At 67.7% G+C, this 19,100-nt stretch carries 14 protein-coding genes; 1 reads left to right on the top strand and 13 read right to left on the bottom strand.

Going from position 1 to position 19,100, the window contains the following annotated elements:
- Positions 1-9: 9 nt before the first annotated feature.
- The 13 genes from QZ772_RS10050 to QZ772_RS09990 form a co-directional block, all read right to left on the bottom strand.
- Positions 10-4,746: a glutamate synthase-related protein gene (locus QZ772_RS10050; protein WP_295525431.1), complete on the bottom strand. Its 4,737-nt coding sequence runs from the start codon at positions 4,744-4,746 to the stop codon at positions 10-12.
- A 181-nt stretch (positions 4,747-4,927) separates the two neighbouring features.
- Complete coding sequence (locus QZ772_RS10045) at positions 4,928-5,632, bottom strand: transposase (protein WP_295525427.1); 705 nt, start codon at positions 5,630-5,632, stop codon at positions 4,928-4,930.
- A gap of 2 nt (positions 5,633-5,634) precedes the next feature.
- Positions 5,635-6,555 carry an SAM-dependent methyltransferase gene (locus QZ772_RS10040; RefSeq protein WP_295525424.1) on the bottom strand — a complete coding sequence of 307 codons (921 nt, stop codon included), beginning with the start codon at positions 6,553-6,555 and terminating at the stop codon, positions 5,635-5,637.
- Complete coding sequence (locus QZ772_RS10035) at positions 6,552-7,118, bottom strand: DUF1415 domain-containing protein (protein WP_295525421.1); 567 nt, start codon at positions 7,116-7,118, stop codon at positions 6,552-6,554. Before QZ772_RS10035 ends, QZ772_RS10040 begins: the two co-directional genes overlap by 4 nt.
- 66 nt (positions 7,119-7,184) lie before the next feature.
- Positions 7,185-8,348 (bottom strand): MFS transporter, encoded by a 1,164-nt coding sequence (locus QZ772_RS10030; RefSeq protein ID WP_366510570.1) that lies wholly within the window; start codon positions 8,346-8,348, stop codon positions 7,185-7,187.
- Positions 8,349-8,401: 53 nt separating this feature from the next.
- Positions 8,402-9,535 carry a deoxyguanosinetriphosphate triphosphohydrolase gene (locus QZ772_RS10025; RefSeq protein ID WP_295525415.1) on the bottom strand — a complete coding sequence of 378 codons (1,134 nt, stop codon included), beginning with the start codon at positions 9,533-9,535 and terminating at the stop codon, positions 8,402-8,404.
- Positions 9,536-9,539: 4 nt separating this feature from the next.
- Positions 9,540-10,652, bottom strand: coding sequence for a 3-dehydroquinate synthase (aroB, locus tag QZ772_RS10020; RefSeq protein ID WP_295525413.1), 1,113 nt, complete (start codon positions 10,650-10,652; stop codon positions 9,540-9,542).
- Positions 10,653-10,661: 9 nt separating this feature from the next.
- Positions 10,662-11,210 (bottom strand): shikimate kinase, encoded by a 549-nt coding sequence (locus QZ772_RS10015; RefSeq protein ID WP_295525411.1) that lies wholly within the window; start codon positions 11,208-11,210, stop codon positions 10,662-10,664.
- Positions 11,211-11,316: 106 nt separating this feature from the next.
- On the bottom strand, positions 11,317-13,443 hold the full coding sequence (pilQ, locus tag QZ772_RS10010; protein WP_295525700.1) for a type IV pilus secretin family protein: 2,127 nt from the start codon (positions 13,441-13,443) through the stop codon (positions 11,317-11,319).
- A gap of 47 nt (positions 13,444-13,490) precedes the next feature.
- Positions 13,491-14,036: a pilus assembly protein PilP gene (locus tag QZ772_RS10005; RefSeq protein ID WP_295525409.1), complete on the bottom strand. Its 546-nt coding sequence runs from the start codon at positions 14,034-14,036 to the stop codon at positions 13,491-13,493.
- Positions 14,036-14,713: a type 4a pilus biogenesis protein PilO gene (locus tag QZ772_RS10000; RefSeq protein WP_295525407.1), complete on the bottom strand. Its 678-nt coding sequence runs from the start codon at positions 14,711-14,713 to the stop codon at positions 14,036-14,038. The genes QZ772_RS10005 and QZ772_RS10000 overlap by 1 nt, the downstream gene beginning before the upstream one ends.
- A 14-nt stretch (positions 14,714-14,727) precedes the next feature.
- The gene (locus QZ772_RS09995) at positions 14,728-15,339 is read right to left on the bottom strand and encodes a PilN domain-containing protein (RefSeq protein WP_295525404.1); all 612 of its coding nucleotides are present in this window, start codon (positions 15,337-15,339) and stop codon (positions 14,728-14,730) included.
- Positions 15,336-16,412 (bottom strand): pilus assembly protein PilM, encoded by a 1,077-nt coding sequence (locus QZ772_RS09990; RefSeq protein WP_295525401.1) that lies wholly within the window; start codon positions 16,410-16,412, stop codon positions 15,336-15,338. The genes QZ772_RS09995 and QZ772_RS09990 overlap by 4 nt, the downstream gene beginning before the upstream one ends.
- A gap of 245 nt (positions 16,413-16,657) precedes the next feature.
- On the opposite strand from QZ772_RS09990, the gene QZ772_RS09985 reads away from it, so the two are divergent.
- On the top strand, positions 16,658-19,069 hold the full coding sequence (locus QZ772_RS09985) for a penicillin-binding protein 1A (RefSeq protein WP_295525398.1): 2,412 nt from the start codon (positions 16,658-16,660) through the stop codon (positions 19,067-19,069).
- Positions 19,070-19,100 lie beyond the last annotated feature (31 nt).

Genomic DNA, 19,100 nt, shown 5'->3' with positions numbered 1-19,100 from the left:
CGCGTCGGCTCAGCCGGCTGCGGCGGCGGAGACGGCATGCGGCTCCAGGCCGGCCTTGGCGTCGTTGCCGGTGCTGGCCAGCATCATCTTGCGGTCGTGCAGCTCGCCCAGGGCGCGCTTGTATTCGTTCGGGAAGACCTTCACGAACTTCGTGCGCGACAGAGCCCAGTCGTCCAGCAGGTCGCGGGCGCGCTTGCTGCCGGTCCAGCGGTGGTGCTCTTCGAGCAGCTTGCGCAGCTGGGCCTCGTCGGTCTGGGCGTTGTGCCAGAACTTGCGGTCGATGCCGGCGGTCTGCTCGCCGGTGGTCAGCACCTTTTCGAGCGTGACCATGGCCATGTTGCAGCGCGAGGCGAACTGGCCGTCCTCGTCGTAGACGAAGGCCACGCCGCCGCTCATGCCGGCCGCGAAGTTGCGACCGGTCTTGCCCAGCACCACCACCGTGCCGCCCGTCATGTATTCGCAGCCGTGGTCACCCGTGCCCTCGACCACCGCGGTGGCCCCGGACAGGCGCACCGCGAAGCGCTCGCCCGCCACGCCAGCCAGGAAGGCCTCGCCGGTGGTGGCGCCGTAGAGCGCCGTGTTGCCCACGATGATGTTGCGCGCCGCCTCGCCGCGGAAATCCAGGCTGGGGCGCACCACCACGCGGCCGCCCGACAGGCCCTTGCCGGTGTAGTCGTTGGCCTCGCCGATCAGGTACAGCGTGATGCCGCGGGCCAGGAAGGCGCCGAAGGACTGGCCGCCCGTGCCTTCCAGCTGGATGCGAATGGAGTCGTCGGGCAGGCCTTCCGGATGCACCTTGGTCAGCGCGCCAGAGAGCATGGCGCCCACCGAGCGGTTGACGTTGCGCACCGTCTCGATGAACTGCACCTTCTCGCCGCGGTCGATGGCCGGGCGCGACTTCTCGATCAGCTTGTTGTCCAGGCTCTTCTGGAGGCCGTGGTCCTGGCTGTCCACATGCAGGCGCGGCACATCGGCCGGCACCTGCGGTTGGGCGAACAGGCGGCTGAAGTCCAGGCCGCGCGCCTTCCAGTGAGCGATGCCCTTGCGCATGTCGAGCAGGTCGGCGCGGCCGATTAGCTCGTCGAACTTGCGCACGCCCAGCTGGGCCATGATCTGGCGCACTTCCTCGGCGACGAAAAAGAAGTAGTTGACGACATGCTCGGGCTTGCCGGCGAACTTCTGGCGCAGCACCGGGTCCTGCGTGGCCACCCCCACCGGGCAGGTGTTCAGGTGGCACTTGCGCATCATGATGCAGCCCTCGACCACCAGCGGCGCGGTGGCGAAGCCGAATTCGTCCGCACCCAGCAGCGCGCCGATCACGACGTCACGGCCGGTCTTCATCTGGCCGTCGGCCTGCACGCGGATGCGGCCGCGCAGACGGTTGAGCACCAGCGTCTGCTGGGTCTCGGCCAGGCCGATCTCCCAGGGGCTGCCGGCATGCTTGATGGACGACCAGGGCGAGGCACCCGTGCCGCCGTCATGGCCGGCGATCACGACGTGGTCGCTCTTGCACTTGGCCACGCCGGCCGCGATGGTGCCCACGCCCACTTCCGACACCAGCTTGACGCTGATGGAGGCATGCGGCGCCACGTTCTTCAGGTCGTGGATCAGCTGCGCCAGGTCCTCGATCGAGTAGATGTCGTGGTGCGGCGGCGGGCTGATCAGGCCCACGCCGGGCACCGAATAACGCTGCTTGCCGATGTACTCGGTGACCTTGCCGCCAGGCAGTTGGCCGCCTTCGCCGGGCTTGGCGCCCTGGGCCATCTTGATCTGGATTTGGTCGGACGACGACAAGTACTCCGCCGTCACGCCGAAGCGGCCCGACGCCACCTGCTTGATGCGCGAGCGCAGCGAATCGCCTTCCTTGAGCGGCAGGTCGACCTCGACGTTCTGCGCGCCGATCTCGCTCTTGAGCGTGGCGCCCTGCTTGATCGCAATGCCCTTGAGCTCGTTGCGGTAGCGCGCCGGATCCTCGCCGCCCTCGCCCGTGTTGCTCTTGCCGCCGATGCGGTTCATGGCGATGGCCAGCGTCGAGTGGGCCTCGGTGCTGATCGAGCCGAGCGACATGGCGCCGGTGGCGAAGCGCTTGACGATCTCGGCCGCGGACTCGACCTCGTCGACCGGGATGGCCTTGGCGGTGTCGAACTTGAACTCGAACAGCCCGCGCAGCGTCAGGTGGCGACGGCTCTGGTCGTTGATGATCTGCGCGTATTCCTTGTAGGTGTTGAAGTTGTTCGCGCGGGTGGAGTGCTGCAGCTTGGCGATGGCATCGGGCGTCCACATGTGATCCTCGCCGCGGGTGCGCCAGGCGTATTCGCCGCCGGCGTCCAGCATCGACTCCAGCACCGGGTCGTCGCCGAAGGCGGCCTTGTGCATGCGGATGGCTTCCTGCGCGATCTCGAACACGCCGATGCCTTCCACGCGGCTGGCGGTGCCGGTGAAGTATTTCTCGACCGTCTCGGTGTTCAGGCCGATGGCCTCGAACAGCTGGGCGCCGCAGTAGCTCATGTACGTGCTCACGCCCATCTTGGACATGATCTTCGACAGGCCCTTGCCGATCGCCTTGACGTAGTTGTAGATGGCCTTCTCGGCCGACATGTCGACCGGCAGGTCCTGGTGCATCGCGGCCAGGGTCTCCATGGCCAGGTAGGGATGCACGGCCTCGGCGCCGTAGCCGGCCAGCACGGCGAAGTGATGCACCTCGCGGGCCGAGCCGGTTTCCACCACCAGGCCGGCGCTGGTGCGCACACCTTCGCGGATCAGGTGCTGGTGGATGGCCGACAGCGCCAGCGCGGCCGGGATCGGCAGCTGCGTCGCGGCGATGGCACGGTCGCTCACGATCAGGATGTTGTGGCCGCCTTTGATGGCATCCACCGCCTCGGCGCACAGCGAAGCCAGCTTGGCTTCCACGCCCTCTTCACCCCAGGCGAGCGGGTAGGTGATGTCCAGCGTGTAGCTCTTGAACTTGCCCTGCGTGAAGGTGCCGATGTCGCGCAGCTTGGCCATGTCGTTGAAGTCGAGCACGGGCTGGCTCACTTCGAGGCGCATGGGCGGGTTGACCTGGTTGATGTCCAGCAGGTTGGGCTTGGGGCCCACGAAGCTGACCAGCGACATGACGATGGCCTCGCGGATCGGGTCGATCGGCGGGTTGGTCACCTGGGCAAACAGCTGCTTGAAGTAGTTGTACAGCGGCTTGTTCTTGCTCGAGAGCACGGCCAGCGGGCTGTCGTTGCCCATGGAGCCGATGCCTTCCTCGCCAGCCACGGCCATGGGACTCATCAGGAACTTGATGTCTTCCTGCGTGTAGCCGAAGGCCTGCTGGCGGTCCAGCAGCGAGACGGCGCTGGCCGGGGCCTCGCCCGCGCCCTCGACGTCGTCGAGCTTGATGCGCAGGTTCTCGATCCACTGCTTGTAGGGCTTGCTGTGGGCGAGAGTGGCCTTGACCTCCTCGTCGTCGATCATGCGGCCCTGGTCGAGGTCGATCAGGAACATCTTGCCGGGCTGCAGGCGCCACTTGCGCACGATCTTGGCCTCGGGGATCGGCAGCACGCCGGCCTCGGAGCCCATGATGACCATGTCGTCGTCGGTCACGCAGTAGCGCGCGGGGCGCAGGCCGTTGCGGTCCAGCGTAGCGCCGATCTGCTTGCCGTCGGTGAACACCACGGCGGCCGGACCGTCCCACGGCTCCAGCATGGCGGCGTGGTATTCATAGAAGGCGCGGCGGCGCGGATCCATGGTGGCATGCTGCTCCCAGGGTTCCGGGATCATCATCATCACGGCCTGGCTGATGGGGTAGCCGGCCATCGTCAGCAGTTCGAGGCAGTTGTCGAAGGTGGCGGTGTCGGACTGGCCGGCGAAGCTGATCGGGTACAGCTTGGCCAGGTCGGCGCCCAGCACCGGGGAGCTCATCACGCCTTCGCGAGCGCGCATCCAGTTGTAGTTGCCCTTGACCGTGTTGATCTCGCCGTTGTGGGCGACGTAGCGGTAGGGGTGGGCCAGCGGCCACTCGGGGAAGGTGTTGGTCGAGAAGCGCTGGTGCACCAGGCCGATGGCCGAGATGCAACGCGCGTCCTGCAGGTCGAGGTAGTAGGTGCCCACCTGATCGGCCAGCAGCAGGCCCTTGTAGACCACGGTGCGGCTGCTCATGCTCGGAACGTAGTATTCCTTGCTGTGCTTGAGCTTGAGCGCCTGGATGTTGGCGCTGGCCGTCTTGCGGATGACGTAGAGCTTGCGCTCCAGCGCGTCCTGCACGATCACATCGGCGCCGCGGCCGATGAAGACCTGACGCATCACCGGCTCCTTGTCGCGCACGGTGGGCGACATGGGCATCTCGCGGTTGACCGGCACGTCGCGCCAGCCCAGCAGCACCTGGCCTTCGGCCTTGATCGCGCGCTCCATCTCCTGTTCGCAGGCCAGGCGGGAAGCGTGCTCCTTGGGCAGGAAGATCATGCCGACGCCATACTCGCCCGCTGGCGGCAGGGTGACGCCCTGCTTGGCCATTTCTTCGCGGTAGAGCGCGTCGGGGATCTGGATCAGGATGCCCGCGCCGTCGCCCATCAGCTTGTCGGCACCGACGGCGCCGCGGTGGTCGATGTTCTCGAGGATCTTCAGCGCCTGGGTGACGATGTCGTGGCGCTTCTCACCCTTGATGTGGGCCACGAAGCCCACGCCACAGGCGTCGTGCTCGTTGGCGGTGACGTACAGGCCTTTTTGTTGGAGGTGTTCGATTTCTGCTGCCAGGGTCATGGCACGCTCCTCGGAGATATCGTGGGAATGCGGGGAGCATAGGGACTTGCACGAAGAATGCCAAACGTTTTAATTGGGGTCAGACTCCCTTTACATGTCGGCCATTTCTTACGATTCAGAAATAGGGGACAGATCCAATATCAACCGGGAGTGATTGATCTGACGTGTTCGTTGCGAGGCATCAGCCCCCGGTAAGGCTGGAATCTTTCGGCTTACGGCCCGCCCGCCCGACCGCCAGTCGGCGCGGCGTATCGGCCTGCAGTTGCTCGACGAAGGCGGCCTCGCCCGCCACCCATCCTTTGCGGGTGGCCTCCGTCAGCATCAGTTGTTCAGCGCGCGTCGGCCCCGCATGCACCATTTCGGCGTACGCGGCCTCGCGTGCGAAGGGCGTGTTGCCCAGCGCCCAGTACAGCGCATGCGGCGTCAGGAAGCGATCGGTGCGCAGCCCCACGTAGTGGCCGTGACTGGACCAGGCGTAGTCCCGCGCGTGCTCCACCAGCCCCGCCCGCACTGGATGCAGGTCGATGTAGGCCATGCAGGGCAGGAAGAAGCGCTCCGCCTGCAGCACGGTGCCGCGGTAGCGCCCCTCCCACAGCGTGCCGCGCCGTCCATGGCGGTCGTTGAAGTGGCGCACGTAGCGCCGCCCCACCGCCTGCATCCACAGCGAGAGCGCCTCTGCCGTGGGCGGCGTGGCCAGGACATGGAAATGATCCTCCAGGATCACATAGGCATGCAGGGCCACGCCCGCGCGCTGGGCCTGCTCACCCAGCGTATCGAGGAGCATCTGGCGGTCGGCGGTGTCGACCACCACCGCCTGGTCGTTGTTGCCGCGCTGGATCAGGTGATGCGGATGGCCCGCCAGCGCCAAACGGGGCAGCCGGGCCATGCTCAGGCCTCGTGCACCGCCTCGGCCGCCGGCGAAGCAGGCGGCAGCAAGGGAAAGCGGCGCTCGGCCAGCACCTCCAGGCCGAACTCCGCCAACAAAGCCCGCAGCCGCTGCGCGGCGCTCGCCTTGCGATGGCCGGTGCGGCGCGCAAGGATCAGCTCGTTCTTCATGCTGTGCTCCCAGCCCACCAGCTCGGTCACGGTCACCTGGTAGCCGCAGGCCTCCAGGTAGAGGCAGCGCAGCACGTTGGTGAGCTGGCTGCCGATCTCGCGCGTGTGCAGTGGATGCCGCCACAGCTCGGCCAGCGGGGTGCGCGACAGCGACAGCGCCTTGTTCTGCCGCAGATTCGCCGCGACTTCGGCCTGGCAACACGGCACCAGCACCATGAAGCGGGCCTGCTTGGCCAGACCGAAGGCGATGGCGTCGTCCGTCGCCGTGTCGCAGGCATGCAGCGCGGTCACCATGTCGATCTGCGCCGGCAACTCGGTGGCCGTCGCCGATTCAGCCACCGACAGCGCCAGGAAATGCATGCGCGCAAAGCCCAGTCGATCGGCCAGCGCCCGCGAGCGCTCGACCAGCTCGGCCCGCGTCTCGATGCCGTAGATATGGCCGCCGCCGCGTGCCTTGAAGAACAGGTCGTGCAGGATGAAGCCCAGGTAGGACTTGCCGGCGCCGTGGTCCGCCACGGTCGCGGCAGCGCCTTCCTCCGGCAGCTCCAGCAGCAGTTTCTCGATGAACTGGTAGAGGTGATAGACCTGCTTGAGCTTGCGCCGCGAGTCCTGGTTGAGCCGGCCCTCGCGCGTCAGGATGTGCAGCTCCTTGAGCAGCTCGACCGACTGGCCGGGTCGCAGCTCCTCCGCCAGCGCGGCGTCTGCCGCGGCGGTCGGGCCCGCCCGCTGCCCCTTGTCCGTCTGGCGCTTCATGGCCGCCCCCCTGCCCCGGCGCCCACATCCAGCGCCCTCCAACCCGCCGATCCCAGGGCTTCGAGCGTGTCGATGTTGCGCTCGAAGATGTCCGCCGCGTCCGGAAAGGCCTCGACCGCGCGGTCGATGCTGGCTTCGCGCAGCAGGTGCAGCGTGGGATGGGGCGAGCGATTGCTGAAGTTGCCCAGCGCGCCCTCGCCCTCCCCGGCGAACTGGAAGCGCGGATGGAAGCTGGCTAGCTGAAGCTCGCCCTCGTGCCCGGCGCGGCGCATCAGGCGCTCGCAACGGCCGGTGAAATCGTGGAAGTCGTAGAAGTCGTGCAAGGCGTCGGGGACGATCAGCAGGGTGGTGTCACGGAGGTCGGCGGGTGTCTCGCGCAGCGCCTGGGCCTCGGCCAGCAGGCGATCGGCGAGGAGGTCCAGGTCGTCGCCGGCATGGACGGCGTAATGCACCTGGCCCTTAGCCTGCACGGCCTTGGCGAAAGGGCACAGCTGCAGGCCGATCACTGCCCGATCGACCCAGCGGCGCGTGTCGGCAATGGCCTGCGCGGCATCGATGGTCATGAAGAATTTCCTTTGGTGTGCACGGACCGCGGCGGGCCCTGCATCCGCCGATTGTCCGCGCCCTTCTCAAGCGCCGGCCTGCGCGCGCCGCCCCAACCAGCGGGCCATCTGCATGCCCGCCACCGAGCAGCCGAGCGCGAACACCCAGGTCCAGTGCCAGCCTCCCACGCGCTGGGCCAGCCAGCCCACGACGGGGGGCGCCAGGAACTGGCCGAGCGACGACGCCTGCTGCATCAGCCCCACCGTGGTGGAGGCCGCCTGCGGCACCACGCGTCCTGCCAGCAGGAAGAGCGTGGCCGGGACCATGCCGCCCGCCAGCGAGAACACGCAGACGGCGAGGTAGCGCACCGGCACGGGCAGTGTCCAGGCCTGATCGCCGCTGCCGAGCTGCGCAAAGGCCAGGGCGGCCATCGACGCCATCACCAGAAAGCCGCACATCAGCAGGCGTTGCGGCGCGTGTCCGCGTTGCAGCAGCCGGCCGCCGGTGACGTTGCCCACGATGTTGACGGCGGCAGCGACGGCGGTGAGCAGGGCTGTCCAGCCAGCCGGGATGCCGGCCGACGCATAGATGGTCGGCAGGAAGCCGATCACCGCCATCCACTGCGCTGCGTAGACGCAGAATGCGCCGGCCACCAGCCAGGCGCCCGGCTCGCGCAGCGTCATGCCCAGGCGCGCAGACCAACCCGCCCCGACCGATGCCGCCCGGCCGCCGTCCGCCGGCACCGCGTAGACCAGCCCCAGCATCGCCATGGCCGACACCAGCGCCGCCCCTTGCCACCAGCCCGTCCAGCCGCCCACATGCAGGAACACCGGCCCCGCCAGGAGGGCGAGCGACACACCCAGCGGCATGTATGCGCCCCACCATCCCAGCGCCGCCTTCTCGGTGCCGGGCGCGGCCAGCCGACGCACCAGCGCCGGCCCGGGCATCACCGCCAGCAGGAAGCCAGCCCCCTCCACGACCCGCAGCGCGAGCATGGGGCCGAAGCCGATGCCCCGCTCGCCCCATGCGCCTGCCAGCGCCGAGGCGCCGGTGAGCAGTCCCAGCCCGATCAGCATGCATCGCCGCGCGCCCAGGCCATCGGCCAGCACGCCAGCCAGCAGGCCGAAGCCCATGCCCGCGAACTGCAGCACCGAGAGCAGGAAACCCGCCTGCACCAGCGACAGCCCCAATTCGCCCTGCAGCTCCGGCAGGGCGGGCGGCAGCTTGCCCAGATGGATGGCGGCGCTCACGCCGCCGGCGACCACGAAGAAAGCCGCGTGCGGTAAGACAGGCGCAGCCGGCCTCATTCCTCGGTCCACCGGCGCCCGGTCAGGCGCTCGTGCTCACGCACGGCAAAGCGGTCGGTCATGCCTGCGATGTAGTCGGCCACCGCGCGGTGACGGTCCGGACGACCCGCGTGCCGCTCCGGCAGGCTCAGGTCGCCCTGGACATAGGCCGCGAACAGTTCACGCACCACCTCCTGGGCGCGCCTCGTGGTCCGCATGACCTGCGGATGGCGATAGAGGTTGGCGAAGAGAAAGCGCTTGAGCACCACCGACTGGCCGCGCATGTCTTCGCTGAAGCGCACCAGGGCCGGCAACCGGCGCAGGGCGTCCGGCTGCCGCGGGTCCGCCTCGGCGAGCGCGGTGCGCGTGGTGTCGATCAGGTCGTAGACCTGCTCGCTCAGCATGCGGCGGATGGCCTCGTAGAGCAGGCGGCGGTCGTCCAGCGCCGGATGCTCGGCCAGCGTCTGCCGACGGTGACGCTCGAACAGCGGCACCTCCTGCAGCGCCTCCAGCCGCAACAGGCCGGAGCGCACGCCATCGTCGATGTCATGGGCGTTGTAGGCGATCTCGTCGGCCAGATTGGTGAGCTGCGCCTCCAGGCTGGGCTGCGTGCCGTCGAGGAAGCGCCGGCCGATGCCGCCGGGCTCCTGGGCCTCCAGGCGCTCGGCATTGGCGCGCGAGCAGTGCTTGAGGATGCCCTCGCGCGTCTCGAAGCAGAGGTTGAGGCCGTCGAAGCCGGGATAGCGGTGCTCCAGCGCGTCGACCACACGCAGGCTCTGCAGGTTGTGCTCGAAGCCGCCATGCGCGGCCATGCAGCGGTTGAGCTCGTCCTGACCCGCGTGGCCGAAGGGCGTGTGGCCGAGGTCGTGCGCCAGGGCGATGGCCTCGACCAGATCCTCGTTGAGCCCGAGGGACCGCGCCACCGAGCGACCCAGCTGCGCCACCTCCAGCGAATGCGTCAGCCGGGTGCGGAACAGGTCACCCTCGTGGTTGAGGAAGACCTGCGTCTTGTAGACCAGCCGGCGAAAGGCCGTGGAATGGACGATACGGTCGCGGTCGCGCTGGAAGTCGTCGCGCGTGGGCGCGGGCGGCTCGGCAAAGCGGCGCCCGCGGCTGCGGGCGGGGTCGCTGGCCCAGACAGGAACGCTCACGGGCTCAGGCGGCCACGCATTCGGCCAGCACCTCGCGCACCAGGGCATCCGGCGCGGGACGCATCAGGGCGCTGCCGGGCCGGTCGATGACCACGAAGCGGATCTCGCCAGCCTCGGCTTTCTTGTCCACGCGCATGAGGTCGAGGTAGCGCTGCGCGCCGAGTGCCGGGCCGACCACCGGCAGCCCGGCACGGCGGACCAGTGCCGTCAGCCGCTCGACGAAGGCCTCGTCCACGCCGCCCAGCTTCTGCGACAGATGGGCGGCCATCACCATGCCGCAGCCCACGGCCTCACCGTGCAGCCACTCGCCATAGCCGAGCCCCGACTCGATGGCATGGCCGAAGGTGTGGCCGAAGTTGAGGATGGCCCGCAGGCCCGACTCGCGCTCGTCCTGGCCCACCACGGCCGCCTTGATCTCGCAGCTGCGGCGCACCGCGTGGGCCAGGGCGGCAGGATCGCGCGCCACCAGCGCGTCGATGTGCGCCTCGATCCAGTCGAAGAAGTCCATGTCGGCAATGGGCCCGTACTTGATGATCTCGGCCAGCCCCGCGGACACCTCGCGCGGCGGCAGCGTGTGCAGGGTGGACAGGTCGCACACCACCAGCTGCGGCTGGTAGAAGGCGCCGATCATGTTCTTGCCCAGAGGATGGTTGATGGCCGTCTTGCCGCCCACGGAGGAATCGACCTGTGCCAGCAGCGTGGTCGGCACCTGCACGAAAGGCACGCCGCGCATATAGCAGGCGGCGGCGAAGCCGGTCATGTCGCCCACCACCCCCCCGCCGAGCGCGAACAGCACCGTGCGGCGGTCGCAATGGGTATCCAGCAGCGCGTCGAAGATGCTCTGCAGCGTCTCCCAGTTCTTGTGCGACTCGCCGTCGGGCAGTTCGACCATGCGCACCGTCGCGAAGCGGCCCGCCAGGGTGTCGCGCAGCTGCTTCGCATAGAGCGGCGCGACGGTGCTGTTGGTCACGATGACCGCGGCCGAGGCCGCCGGCAGCGCTGCATAGGTGGCGGCCTCAGCCAGCAGGCCGGCACCGATCAGGATGGGATAACTGCGCTCGCCGAGGTCGATGCGGACTTGCTCGACGGCCGGCGCAAGAGAAGGGTTAGCGGCCATGCCCCGAGTTTAGAGGCCGGCTCCAGCCCCTCTGCCGGTGGAGGCTGCCTGCAACTGCCGCTGGACGTCCGCCACCACCGCGCCGACCGAGGCACGCCCGGTCTCGACGACGGCATCGGCCACTTCGCGGTAGAGCCCATCGCGCGCCGCATAGAGCTCGCGCAGGCGCGCCAGTGGATCGGCCACCTGCAGCAACGGGCGCTTGGTGTCGTGACGAAGGCGGCGGTAGAGGTCCTCGGGCGCGGCATGCAGGTAGACCACACGAAAGGACTGCTGCAGGCAGTGGCGGTTGGCCGGCCGGATCACGATGCCGCCGCCGGTGGCCACCACGCCCGAACCCTGCGCGCCCAGTTCAGCCAACACCTGCTCTTCGAGCTGCCGGAAGGCGGCCTCGCCCTCGCGTTCGAAGTACTCGCGGATGGAGCAGCCGATGCGCTGCTCTACGACCACGTCGCTGTCGGCGAAGGCACGCTGCAGGCGGCGGCCGAGCTCCTTGCCCACCGCCGACTTGCCGGCGCCGGGCATGCCGACCAGGGCGATGGATTGGGAGGAGGACACGGGACCGAAGATGCGCAGGAGCCTGACGGCTCCTGCTGGATGCGAAAACGCGCGGCAGTGTATCAGCGGGTTCCGGCGCCTCCGCCTGCCCGAGCCGCCGCGAACATCAACGCGCCGCGTTGCGGTCGGTGATCATCTTCGGCGTGATGAACACCAGCATCTCGGTCTTGTTCGACACGCGATCGCGCTTGCGGAACAGGGCGCCCACCACGGGCACTTCGCCCAGCACCGGGATGCGCGACTCGTCATTGGATTCGGTCAGCTCGAAGATGCCGCCGATCACCACCGTGCCGCCGTTCTCGACCAGCACCTCGGTCTGTACGTGCTTGGTGTTGATGGCCGGTCCGGCGGAGGTGTTGACGCCGCGCGAGTCCTTGTTGACGTCCAGCGTCAGGATGATGTTGCCTTCGGGCGTGATCTGCGGCGTGACTTCCAGCTTGAGCACCGCCTTGCGGAACGAGATGGACGTGGCACCGCTGGACGTGGCCTGCTGGTAGGGAATCTCTTCGCCCTGCTCGATCAGCGCCTTGGTCTGGTCGGCCGTGATGACACGCGGGCTGGAGATCACGCGGCCTTTGCCGTCGGCTTCCAGCGCCGAGATCTCCAGGTTCAGCATGCGCGAGAAGCTGGAGTTGAACAGCGCCAGCGTGAAGGCGCCCGCCGCATTGCCCGTGCCACCAGCGTCGCCAGCGGGCAGGTTGATGAAGTTGTTGAGCGTGGCGGTGCCGAAGCTCACCGTCGGGCTCGTCGTGGTCGAGGTGACCGTGGTGGCGCCGCCTGTGGTCGTGCTGGTGGAGGTAGTGCCACCCCCGGTCACGGTCGGATAGGTGCCGAAGGCGCTGCGGTTGTTGATGAAGCTGCCGCCCAGGCGCGCGCCCAGCGACTTGCCGAAGGTATCGGTGGCCTCGACGATGCGTGCCTCGATCATCACCTGCCGGACGGGCACGTCCAGCTTCTGGATGAGCTCGGCCACCTGGGCCAGCTTGGACGGCACGTCCGACACGAACAGCTGGTTGGTGCGCGCCTCCGCGATCACGCTGCCGCGTGCACTCAGAATGCGCGTGGCGGTTCCGCTGCCGCCACCGCCACCCCCGGCCGCCGTGCCGGTGCCGGTCAGGCCCTGGGCAATGACGAGCGCCTTGGTGTAGTTGAGCTGGAAGGACTGGGTGCGCAGCGGCTCGAGGTTCTCGATGGCGGCGCGCGCCTCGAACTCCATCTTTTCCTTGGCGTTGATCTCGTCCTTCGGGGCGATCCACAGCACCGAGCCGTTCTTGCGCAGGCCCAGGTTCTTGGCCTGCATGATGATGTCCAGGGCCTGATCCCAAGGCACATCCTTCAGGCGAAGCGTCAGCGAGCCGGTCACCGAATCGGAGGTGACGATGTTGAAGTTGGTGAAGTCCGCGATCACCTGCAGCAGCGAGCGGATCTCGATGTTCTGGAAGTTGAGCGAGAGCTTCTCGCCGGTGTAGCCCACGCCCTGGGTCAACTTGGTCGGATCGACCTTGCGCGCACGCACCTCGACCACGAACTGGTTGTCACTCTGGTAGGCGCTGTGCTCGTAATCGCCGCGTGCGTCGATGGTCAGGCGCACGCGGTCGCCGACCTGCGTGGCATTGACGAACTGCACGGGCGTGTTGAAGTCGGTCACGTCCAGCCTGCGGCGCAGGCCCTCGGGCAGCGTGGACTTGGTGAACTCCGCCACCAGGGTGCGGCCCTGCTGACGCACATCCACGCCGACCTGGTTGTTGGCCAGCTCAACGATCACGCGGCCGGTGTTGTCGGGCCCCAGGCGGAAGTCGATGTCGCGCAGCGGCAGGCTGTCGCGGTTGAAGTTCTCGGCGAAGACCTGCTGGGCCGGCGCGGCCAACGCCTGTCCGGGCGCAGGGCTCAGCACGACCAGCAGCGAGTTGCCCTGGATGTCCGTGCGGTAGGCGGCGGCCTGTTTCAGGTTGAGCACGAGCCGCGTGCGGTCGGCGGCCTGCACCACGGTGACCGAACGCAGGTTGCCCTGGTTCACCTCCACCGCGGAGCGACCCGAGGCGTTGGTGGTGCCCGGAAAGTCCAGCGCGATGCGGGCTGGGTTCTGTACCGCGAAGCCCGTCGGGGGCGCGGCGAGCGGCCGAGAAAAGTCGATGCGCACGACTTCCGAGCCCGACTGCACGGAACTCGTCACAGCCTGGATGGCGTTCTGCGCGTGCGCCAGCGCCATACCTCCCAGGCAAAGCATCGCCATGCCCGCGCGCCGCAGCCAACCCAGTGCGGGAGTGCTGACCAATGACTTCATTTCGACCTCTCTTGCAGCTGCAGCGTCGCCGTGCGCTCGATCCATTCACCCGCGGCGTCCTGCACGATCTCGCGCAAGGCCAGCTCCGTTTCGTCAATGCGCATCACGCGCCCGTAGTTCTGTCCCAGGTGGTTGCCCACCCGCACCTGGTAGAGCAGTTTGTCCACCATCACCAGCGCGATCTGCTGGCCGCCCCGCTTGAGGCTGCCCACCATGGCCATCGAGTCCAGGGGATAGGCTTCCAGCGGCTCCTTCAGCCGATTCAGCTCCGGCGCGATCAGGTCGGAGCGCACCGCGGGGCTGGCGTTGTCGCGTCTCAGGGCCTGCAGCAGGCGCTGGTTGTCGAAGGGCTCGACCGCGCCGGCCTCGGTGTAGGCCTGGGGCACGAACTTCTTCGGTTCGGAAATCTGCTCGACGCGCGGCTTGGCGTTGGCGCGCTCCTGGCGCATCCACTCCACCAGGTCGTCCTGACCGGATCCGAGGCAGCCGGTGAGCAGGACGGCTGCCGAACAGGCCAGCAGCAGGAGGCCGGTCTTCTTCATCATTTCTTCGCCTGGGCGGCGGCCGCCTTGCGCTGTGCGGCCTGCTCGTCGGCGTCCAGGTAACGGTAGGTGCGGGCGGTGACGTCCATGGTCAAACCGCCGCTGTCCTTCTGCGGCACGATGGCCAGGTTGTTGAGCGTGACGATGCGCGACAGGTTGGCGATGTCGGCGGCAAAGGCGCCCATGTCGTGATAGCGGCCCGTGACCCGCACGGCGATCGGCAGCTCGGCGTAGTAGTCGCGCACCTCGACCTGGCCCGGCCGGAAGAGTTCGAACTGCAGGCTGCGGCCCAGGCCGGCCTGGTTGATGTCGGAGAGCAGGGCATCCATCTCGGCCTTGCTGGGCAACTGCTTTTCGAGCACGAGCACGTACTGCTGCACTTCCTCGCGCTGCTTCTTCAGCTGCTCGAGGTTGACGGCACGCGCCACCTTGGTCCGGTAGTCCTCGCGCAGCGACTGCTCGCGGCCCAGTTCGGACTGGTATTCGTCGTCGACGCCGCCCAGCCACACGAACCAGAGCACGACGACCACGGCCGCCGCGATCAGGACGCACAGGGTGTAGCGCGGCAGGGCCGGCCAGCGGGAGGGGTCGTTGGGGTCCAGCCCACGGAACTGCTGGGCAGCATTGCGAAGGCTCGCGCCCACATCTGCGCGTGGCAAGGAAATGCGCGACGCCATGTCCGCTCGCCCTTTCAACCCTTGGTCGATGCGGCGGGCACCGGCGACGTCGGCTTCTGGGCCTCGGTCGGACGGCGCACGCCCACGCGCATCGTGAAATTCGAAACCCGGCGCTGGTCGCGGGGACTGAGCGTGACCACACCTGCCGTGATCTCCACCAGCTCGGGCTTGACCAGCCAGGCACCGCTGTTGCCCAGGTTGCGCAGCAGCTCGGACACCCGTTCGTTGGACTGCGCGGCCCCTTGCAGCGTCACCGTCTGGTTTTCCTGGCGCATGCTGGTCAGGTAGACGCCGTCAGGAAGCTGGCGCACCAGTTCGTTGAGCAGGTGCACCGGAAGGTTGCGATCGCTCTGCAGGTCTTCCACCGACTTCTGGCGCGCGCGCAGCCCGGCGATCTCGGCCTGCAGGGTGGCGATCTCCTTGATCTCGGCGTCGAGCTTCTGATTCGCGGAGGTCAGCATGGCGTTGCGCGTCTGCTGCTCCAGGATCAGTGCCTGCAGGTACAGGAAGGCGATGCCTGCGATCAGACCACCAGCCAGGGCGGCTGCACCCAGTGAGGCGTAGAAGTTCTCCTTGCGGCGCTTGCGGGCCGCCTCTCGGTGCGGCAGCAGGTTGATCAGGATCACTGCAGGAACCTCCGCATCGCCAGCCCGCAGGCCGTGAGGTAGGACGCGGACTCGCGCTGCAGGCGCTTGGCGCGAACACCCGCGTCGAACTCCATGCCCTCGAAGGGATTGAGCAGCGAGCAGGCGAAGGAGGTCTGGCGCGTCACCGCATGGGTCAGCCCCGGCAGCCCTGCGGAGCCGCCCGCCAGCAGCACGTAGTCCACGCGGTTGTGCGGCGTGCTGGTGAAGAAGAACTGAAGGGCGCGCGCGATCTCCTGCGCAATGCTGGCCACGAAGGGCTTGAGCACCGCCGATTCGTAGTCCTCGGGCAGATCGCCATTGCGCTTCTTCGCCTCGGCCTCTTCGGCAGAGAAGCCGTACTGGCGCACGATCAGCTGGGTCAGCTGTGCCCCTCCGAAGGCCTGATCGCGGTCGTAGAGCACCTCGTCATTGCGCAGCACCTGCATGCTGGTGGTGCTGGCGCCCACCTCGAACAGCGCAACGACGGCATCGCGCCCCTCACCGGGCAACTGCTCGATCAGGCGCGCCGCCGCAAGGCGGGAGGCGAAGGACTCCACATCGAGGATCACGGCCTTCAGGCCGGCGGCCTCGGCCAGGCCCTGGCGATCCTGCACCTTTTCCTTGCGGGAGGCGGCGATCAGCACTTCCACGTCCTCGGGACTGCCGGGACTCGGGCCCATCACGCAGAAATCGAGGCTGACTTCGTCCAGCGAGAAGGGGATGTACTGGTTGGCTTCGGACTCGACCTGCACCTCTAGGTCGTTCTCGCTCAGCCCGGCTGGCAGGATCACCTTCTTCGTGATGACGGCCGAGGGGGGCAGCGCCAGGGCGGCATTCTTCGTCTTGGCGCCACTCTTGCGGACGGCCCGGCGCACGGCCTCGGCCACCTCGTCGAACTTCTCGACATTGCCATCGGTGATCCAGCCACGCTCCAGCGGCTCGATCGCACAGCGCAGAAGCACCAGCTTGCCTGCCGGATTGCGCTCGAGCTCCACCAGCTTCACGCTCGATGAAGAGACGTCCAGACCCAGGAGGGGCGGCGGCTGTCGACGAAAAATTGATCCAAGGGCCATCGGAGGACGCTCAGCCGTTCACGTGCTTGTAACACTTGGCAAAAAATGCGTGTGAATAGATGCTATCAGTGCAACACCCCCGGCACCAACAAGCGCCGTTGGCTTTTTTTAACGAAATTGCATTAGTTGTTAAAAGAATACGAAGGGAAGGCTCCACGCCGTCCACCCAAAGTAACGATCAGTGTAACCAGGGGTGTAAAGGAACGCGGTTTTTATAATCGCCCGCCCCAAGAGTTCCTCGTCCCATGCCCCCTTCCTCACGCGCGCCGGCGCCCTCCTCCCGCGAAGACAAGGCCCATAAGCGCCCCCAGGGGCCGGCCTGGCTGCGTTGGCCGCTGCGAATCCTTCTGTGGTTGCTGGGCATTGCCGGCGCCGCGCTGGCCAGCGTGCTCCTGATCGGAGCCGTGGCCCTGGCCGTCGCCTACCCCAACCTGCCGGACGTCTCGGAACTCGCCGACTACCGCCCCAAACTTCCGCTGCGGGTGTTCTCTGCCGAGGGCATCCAGATCGGCGAGTTCGGCGAGGAACGTCGCAACCTCACACCCATCGCCACCGTGCCCAAGGTGATGAAGGAGGCGGTCCTGGCCGCGGAAGACGCCCGCTTCTACGACCACGGCGGGGTGGACTACAAGGGCGTCATTCGCGCCGGCCTGGCCAACCTCAACCGGGTGAAGAGCCAGGGCGCCTCGACCATCTCGATGCAGGTGGCGCGCAACGTCTACCTCAGTTCCGAGAAGACGCTCACCCGCAAGATCTACGAGATCCTGCTGGCCTTCAAGCTGGAGCACCAGCTCAGCAAGGACCAGATCCTCGAGATCTACCTGAACCAGATCTACCTGGGCAACCGCTCCTACGGCTTCGCCGCGGCGTCCGAGTCGTACTTCGGCAAGCCGCTGCAGGACATCACCATTGCCGAGGCCGCGATGCTGGCCGGGCTGCCCAAGGCACCGGGCGCCAACAACCCGGTCAACAACCCCTCTCGTGCCCGGGCGCGCCAGCTCTATGTCGTCGACCGCATGGTCGAGGCGGGCTTCATCACCGAGGCGCAGGCCAAGGAGGCCCGTGCCGAGCGCCTGCACCTGCGCAACGCCAACGATCCCGACCGTCTGCATGCCGAATACGTGGCCGAGACGGTCCGCCAGCTGATGTATGCGCAGTACGGCGACAGCACCTACACGCGGGGTCTGAAGGTCTACACCTCGCTGGTCGCTTCGCAGCAATCGGCGGCCTATTCGGCCCTGCGCCGCGGCATCATGGATTACGAGCGGCGCCAGATCTACCGCGGGCCCGAGAAGTTCATCGACCTGCCGAGCGACCCCAAGGAACTGGACGAAGCCGTGGACGACGTCCTGGCCGAGCATCCCGACAACGGCGACGTGATGTCGGCCGTGGTGCTCAAGGCCAGCGCGAAGGAGGTCACCGCCGTGCGCGCCAGTGGCGAGGAGCTGCAGATCACCGGCGAGGGCCTGCGTCCAGCCCAGTCCGGCCTGTCGGACAAGGCGGCGCCGAACGTGCGCATCCGCCGCGGCGCCGTCATCCGCGTGGCGAAGACTGCCAAGGGCACTTGGGAGATCACGCAGTTGCCCGAGGTGGAAGGCGCCTTCGTGGCCATGGACCCGCGCGACGGCGCCATCAAGGCCATGGTGGGCGGCTTCGACTTCGGCAAGAACAAGTTCAACCACGTCACGCAGGCGTGGCGCCAGCCCGGCTCCAGCTTCAAGCCCTTCATCTACTCGGCCGCCCTCGAAAAAGGCTTCATGCCGAGCACCGTGGTCAACGACGGCCCGCTGTTCTTCGACGCCGGCACCACGGGTGGCCAGCCCTGGGAGCCGAAGAACTACGACGGCAACTTCGAAGGCCCGATGCCGCTGCGCCGGGCGCTGATGAAGTCCAAGAACATGGTGTCCATCCGCGTGCTGCAGTCCATCGGCACCCGCTATGCGCAGGACTGGATCACCAACTTCGGTTTCGAGCGCGAGAAGCACCCGGCCTACCTGCCGATGGCGTTGGGCGCAGGCTCCGTCACGCCGATGCAGATGGCAGCGGCGTATTCGGTGTTCGCCAATGGCGGCTACCGCGTCAATCCCTACCTGATCACCCGCATCACCGACCACAAGGACCGGGTGCTCGTGGACGTGCAGCCGCCCCTGCGCGGCGAGACCTCACGGGCCATTCCCCAGCGCAATGCCTACCTCATGGACAGTCTGCTGCAGTCCGTGGCCAGCGGCGGCACGGCGGCCAAGGCCCAGGCCACACTCAAGCGCGTCGACCTGTATGGCAAGACCGGCACCACCAACGACTCGCTTGACGCGTGGTTCGCGGGCTTCCAGCCCACACTCACCGCGGTGGTGTGGATGGGCTACGACACGCCACGCAAGTTGGGCGACCGCGAAACCGGCGGCGGCCTGAGCCTTCCCATCTGGATCAGCTTCATGCAGACGGCCCTCAAGGGCGTGCCGGTGAGCGAAATCCAGGCGCCGCCCGGCGTGGTCAACATCGGTGGCGAGGTCTACTACGACGACTACACGCCGGGCCGGGCTGTGAGCACCCTCGGTGTCGAGCCGGTGACGGTGCCCGGCATCGAAGGCAGTGCCCCCGGCGCTGCACCTTCGGGCGGCGAGGAGCGCAATCGCATCCTCGACCTGTTCCGCAACTGAGCCCGTCGGCGCGCCCGCCTGGCGGATCGGG

It is taken from the genome of uncultured Pseudacidovorax sp. (genome assembly GCF_913773995.1).
Taxonomy (GTDB): domain Bacteria; phylum Pseudomonadota; class Gammaproteobacteria; order Burkholderiales; family Burkholderiaceae_C; genus Xenophilus.
Note: the sequence above shows the minus strand (reverse complement) of the source record. Positions and strands in the feature narration are given on the sequence as shown.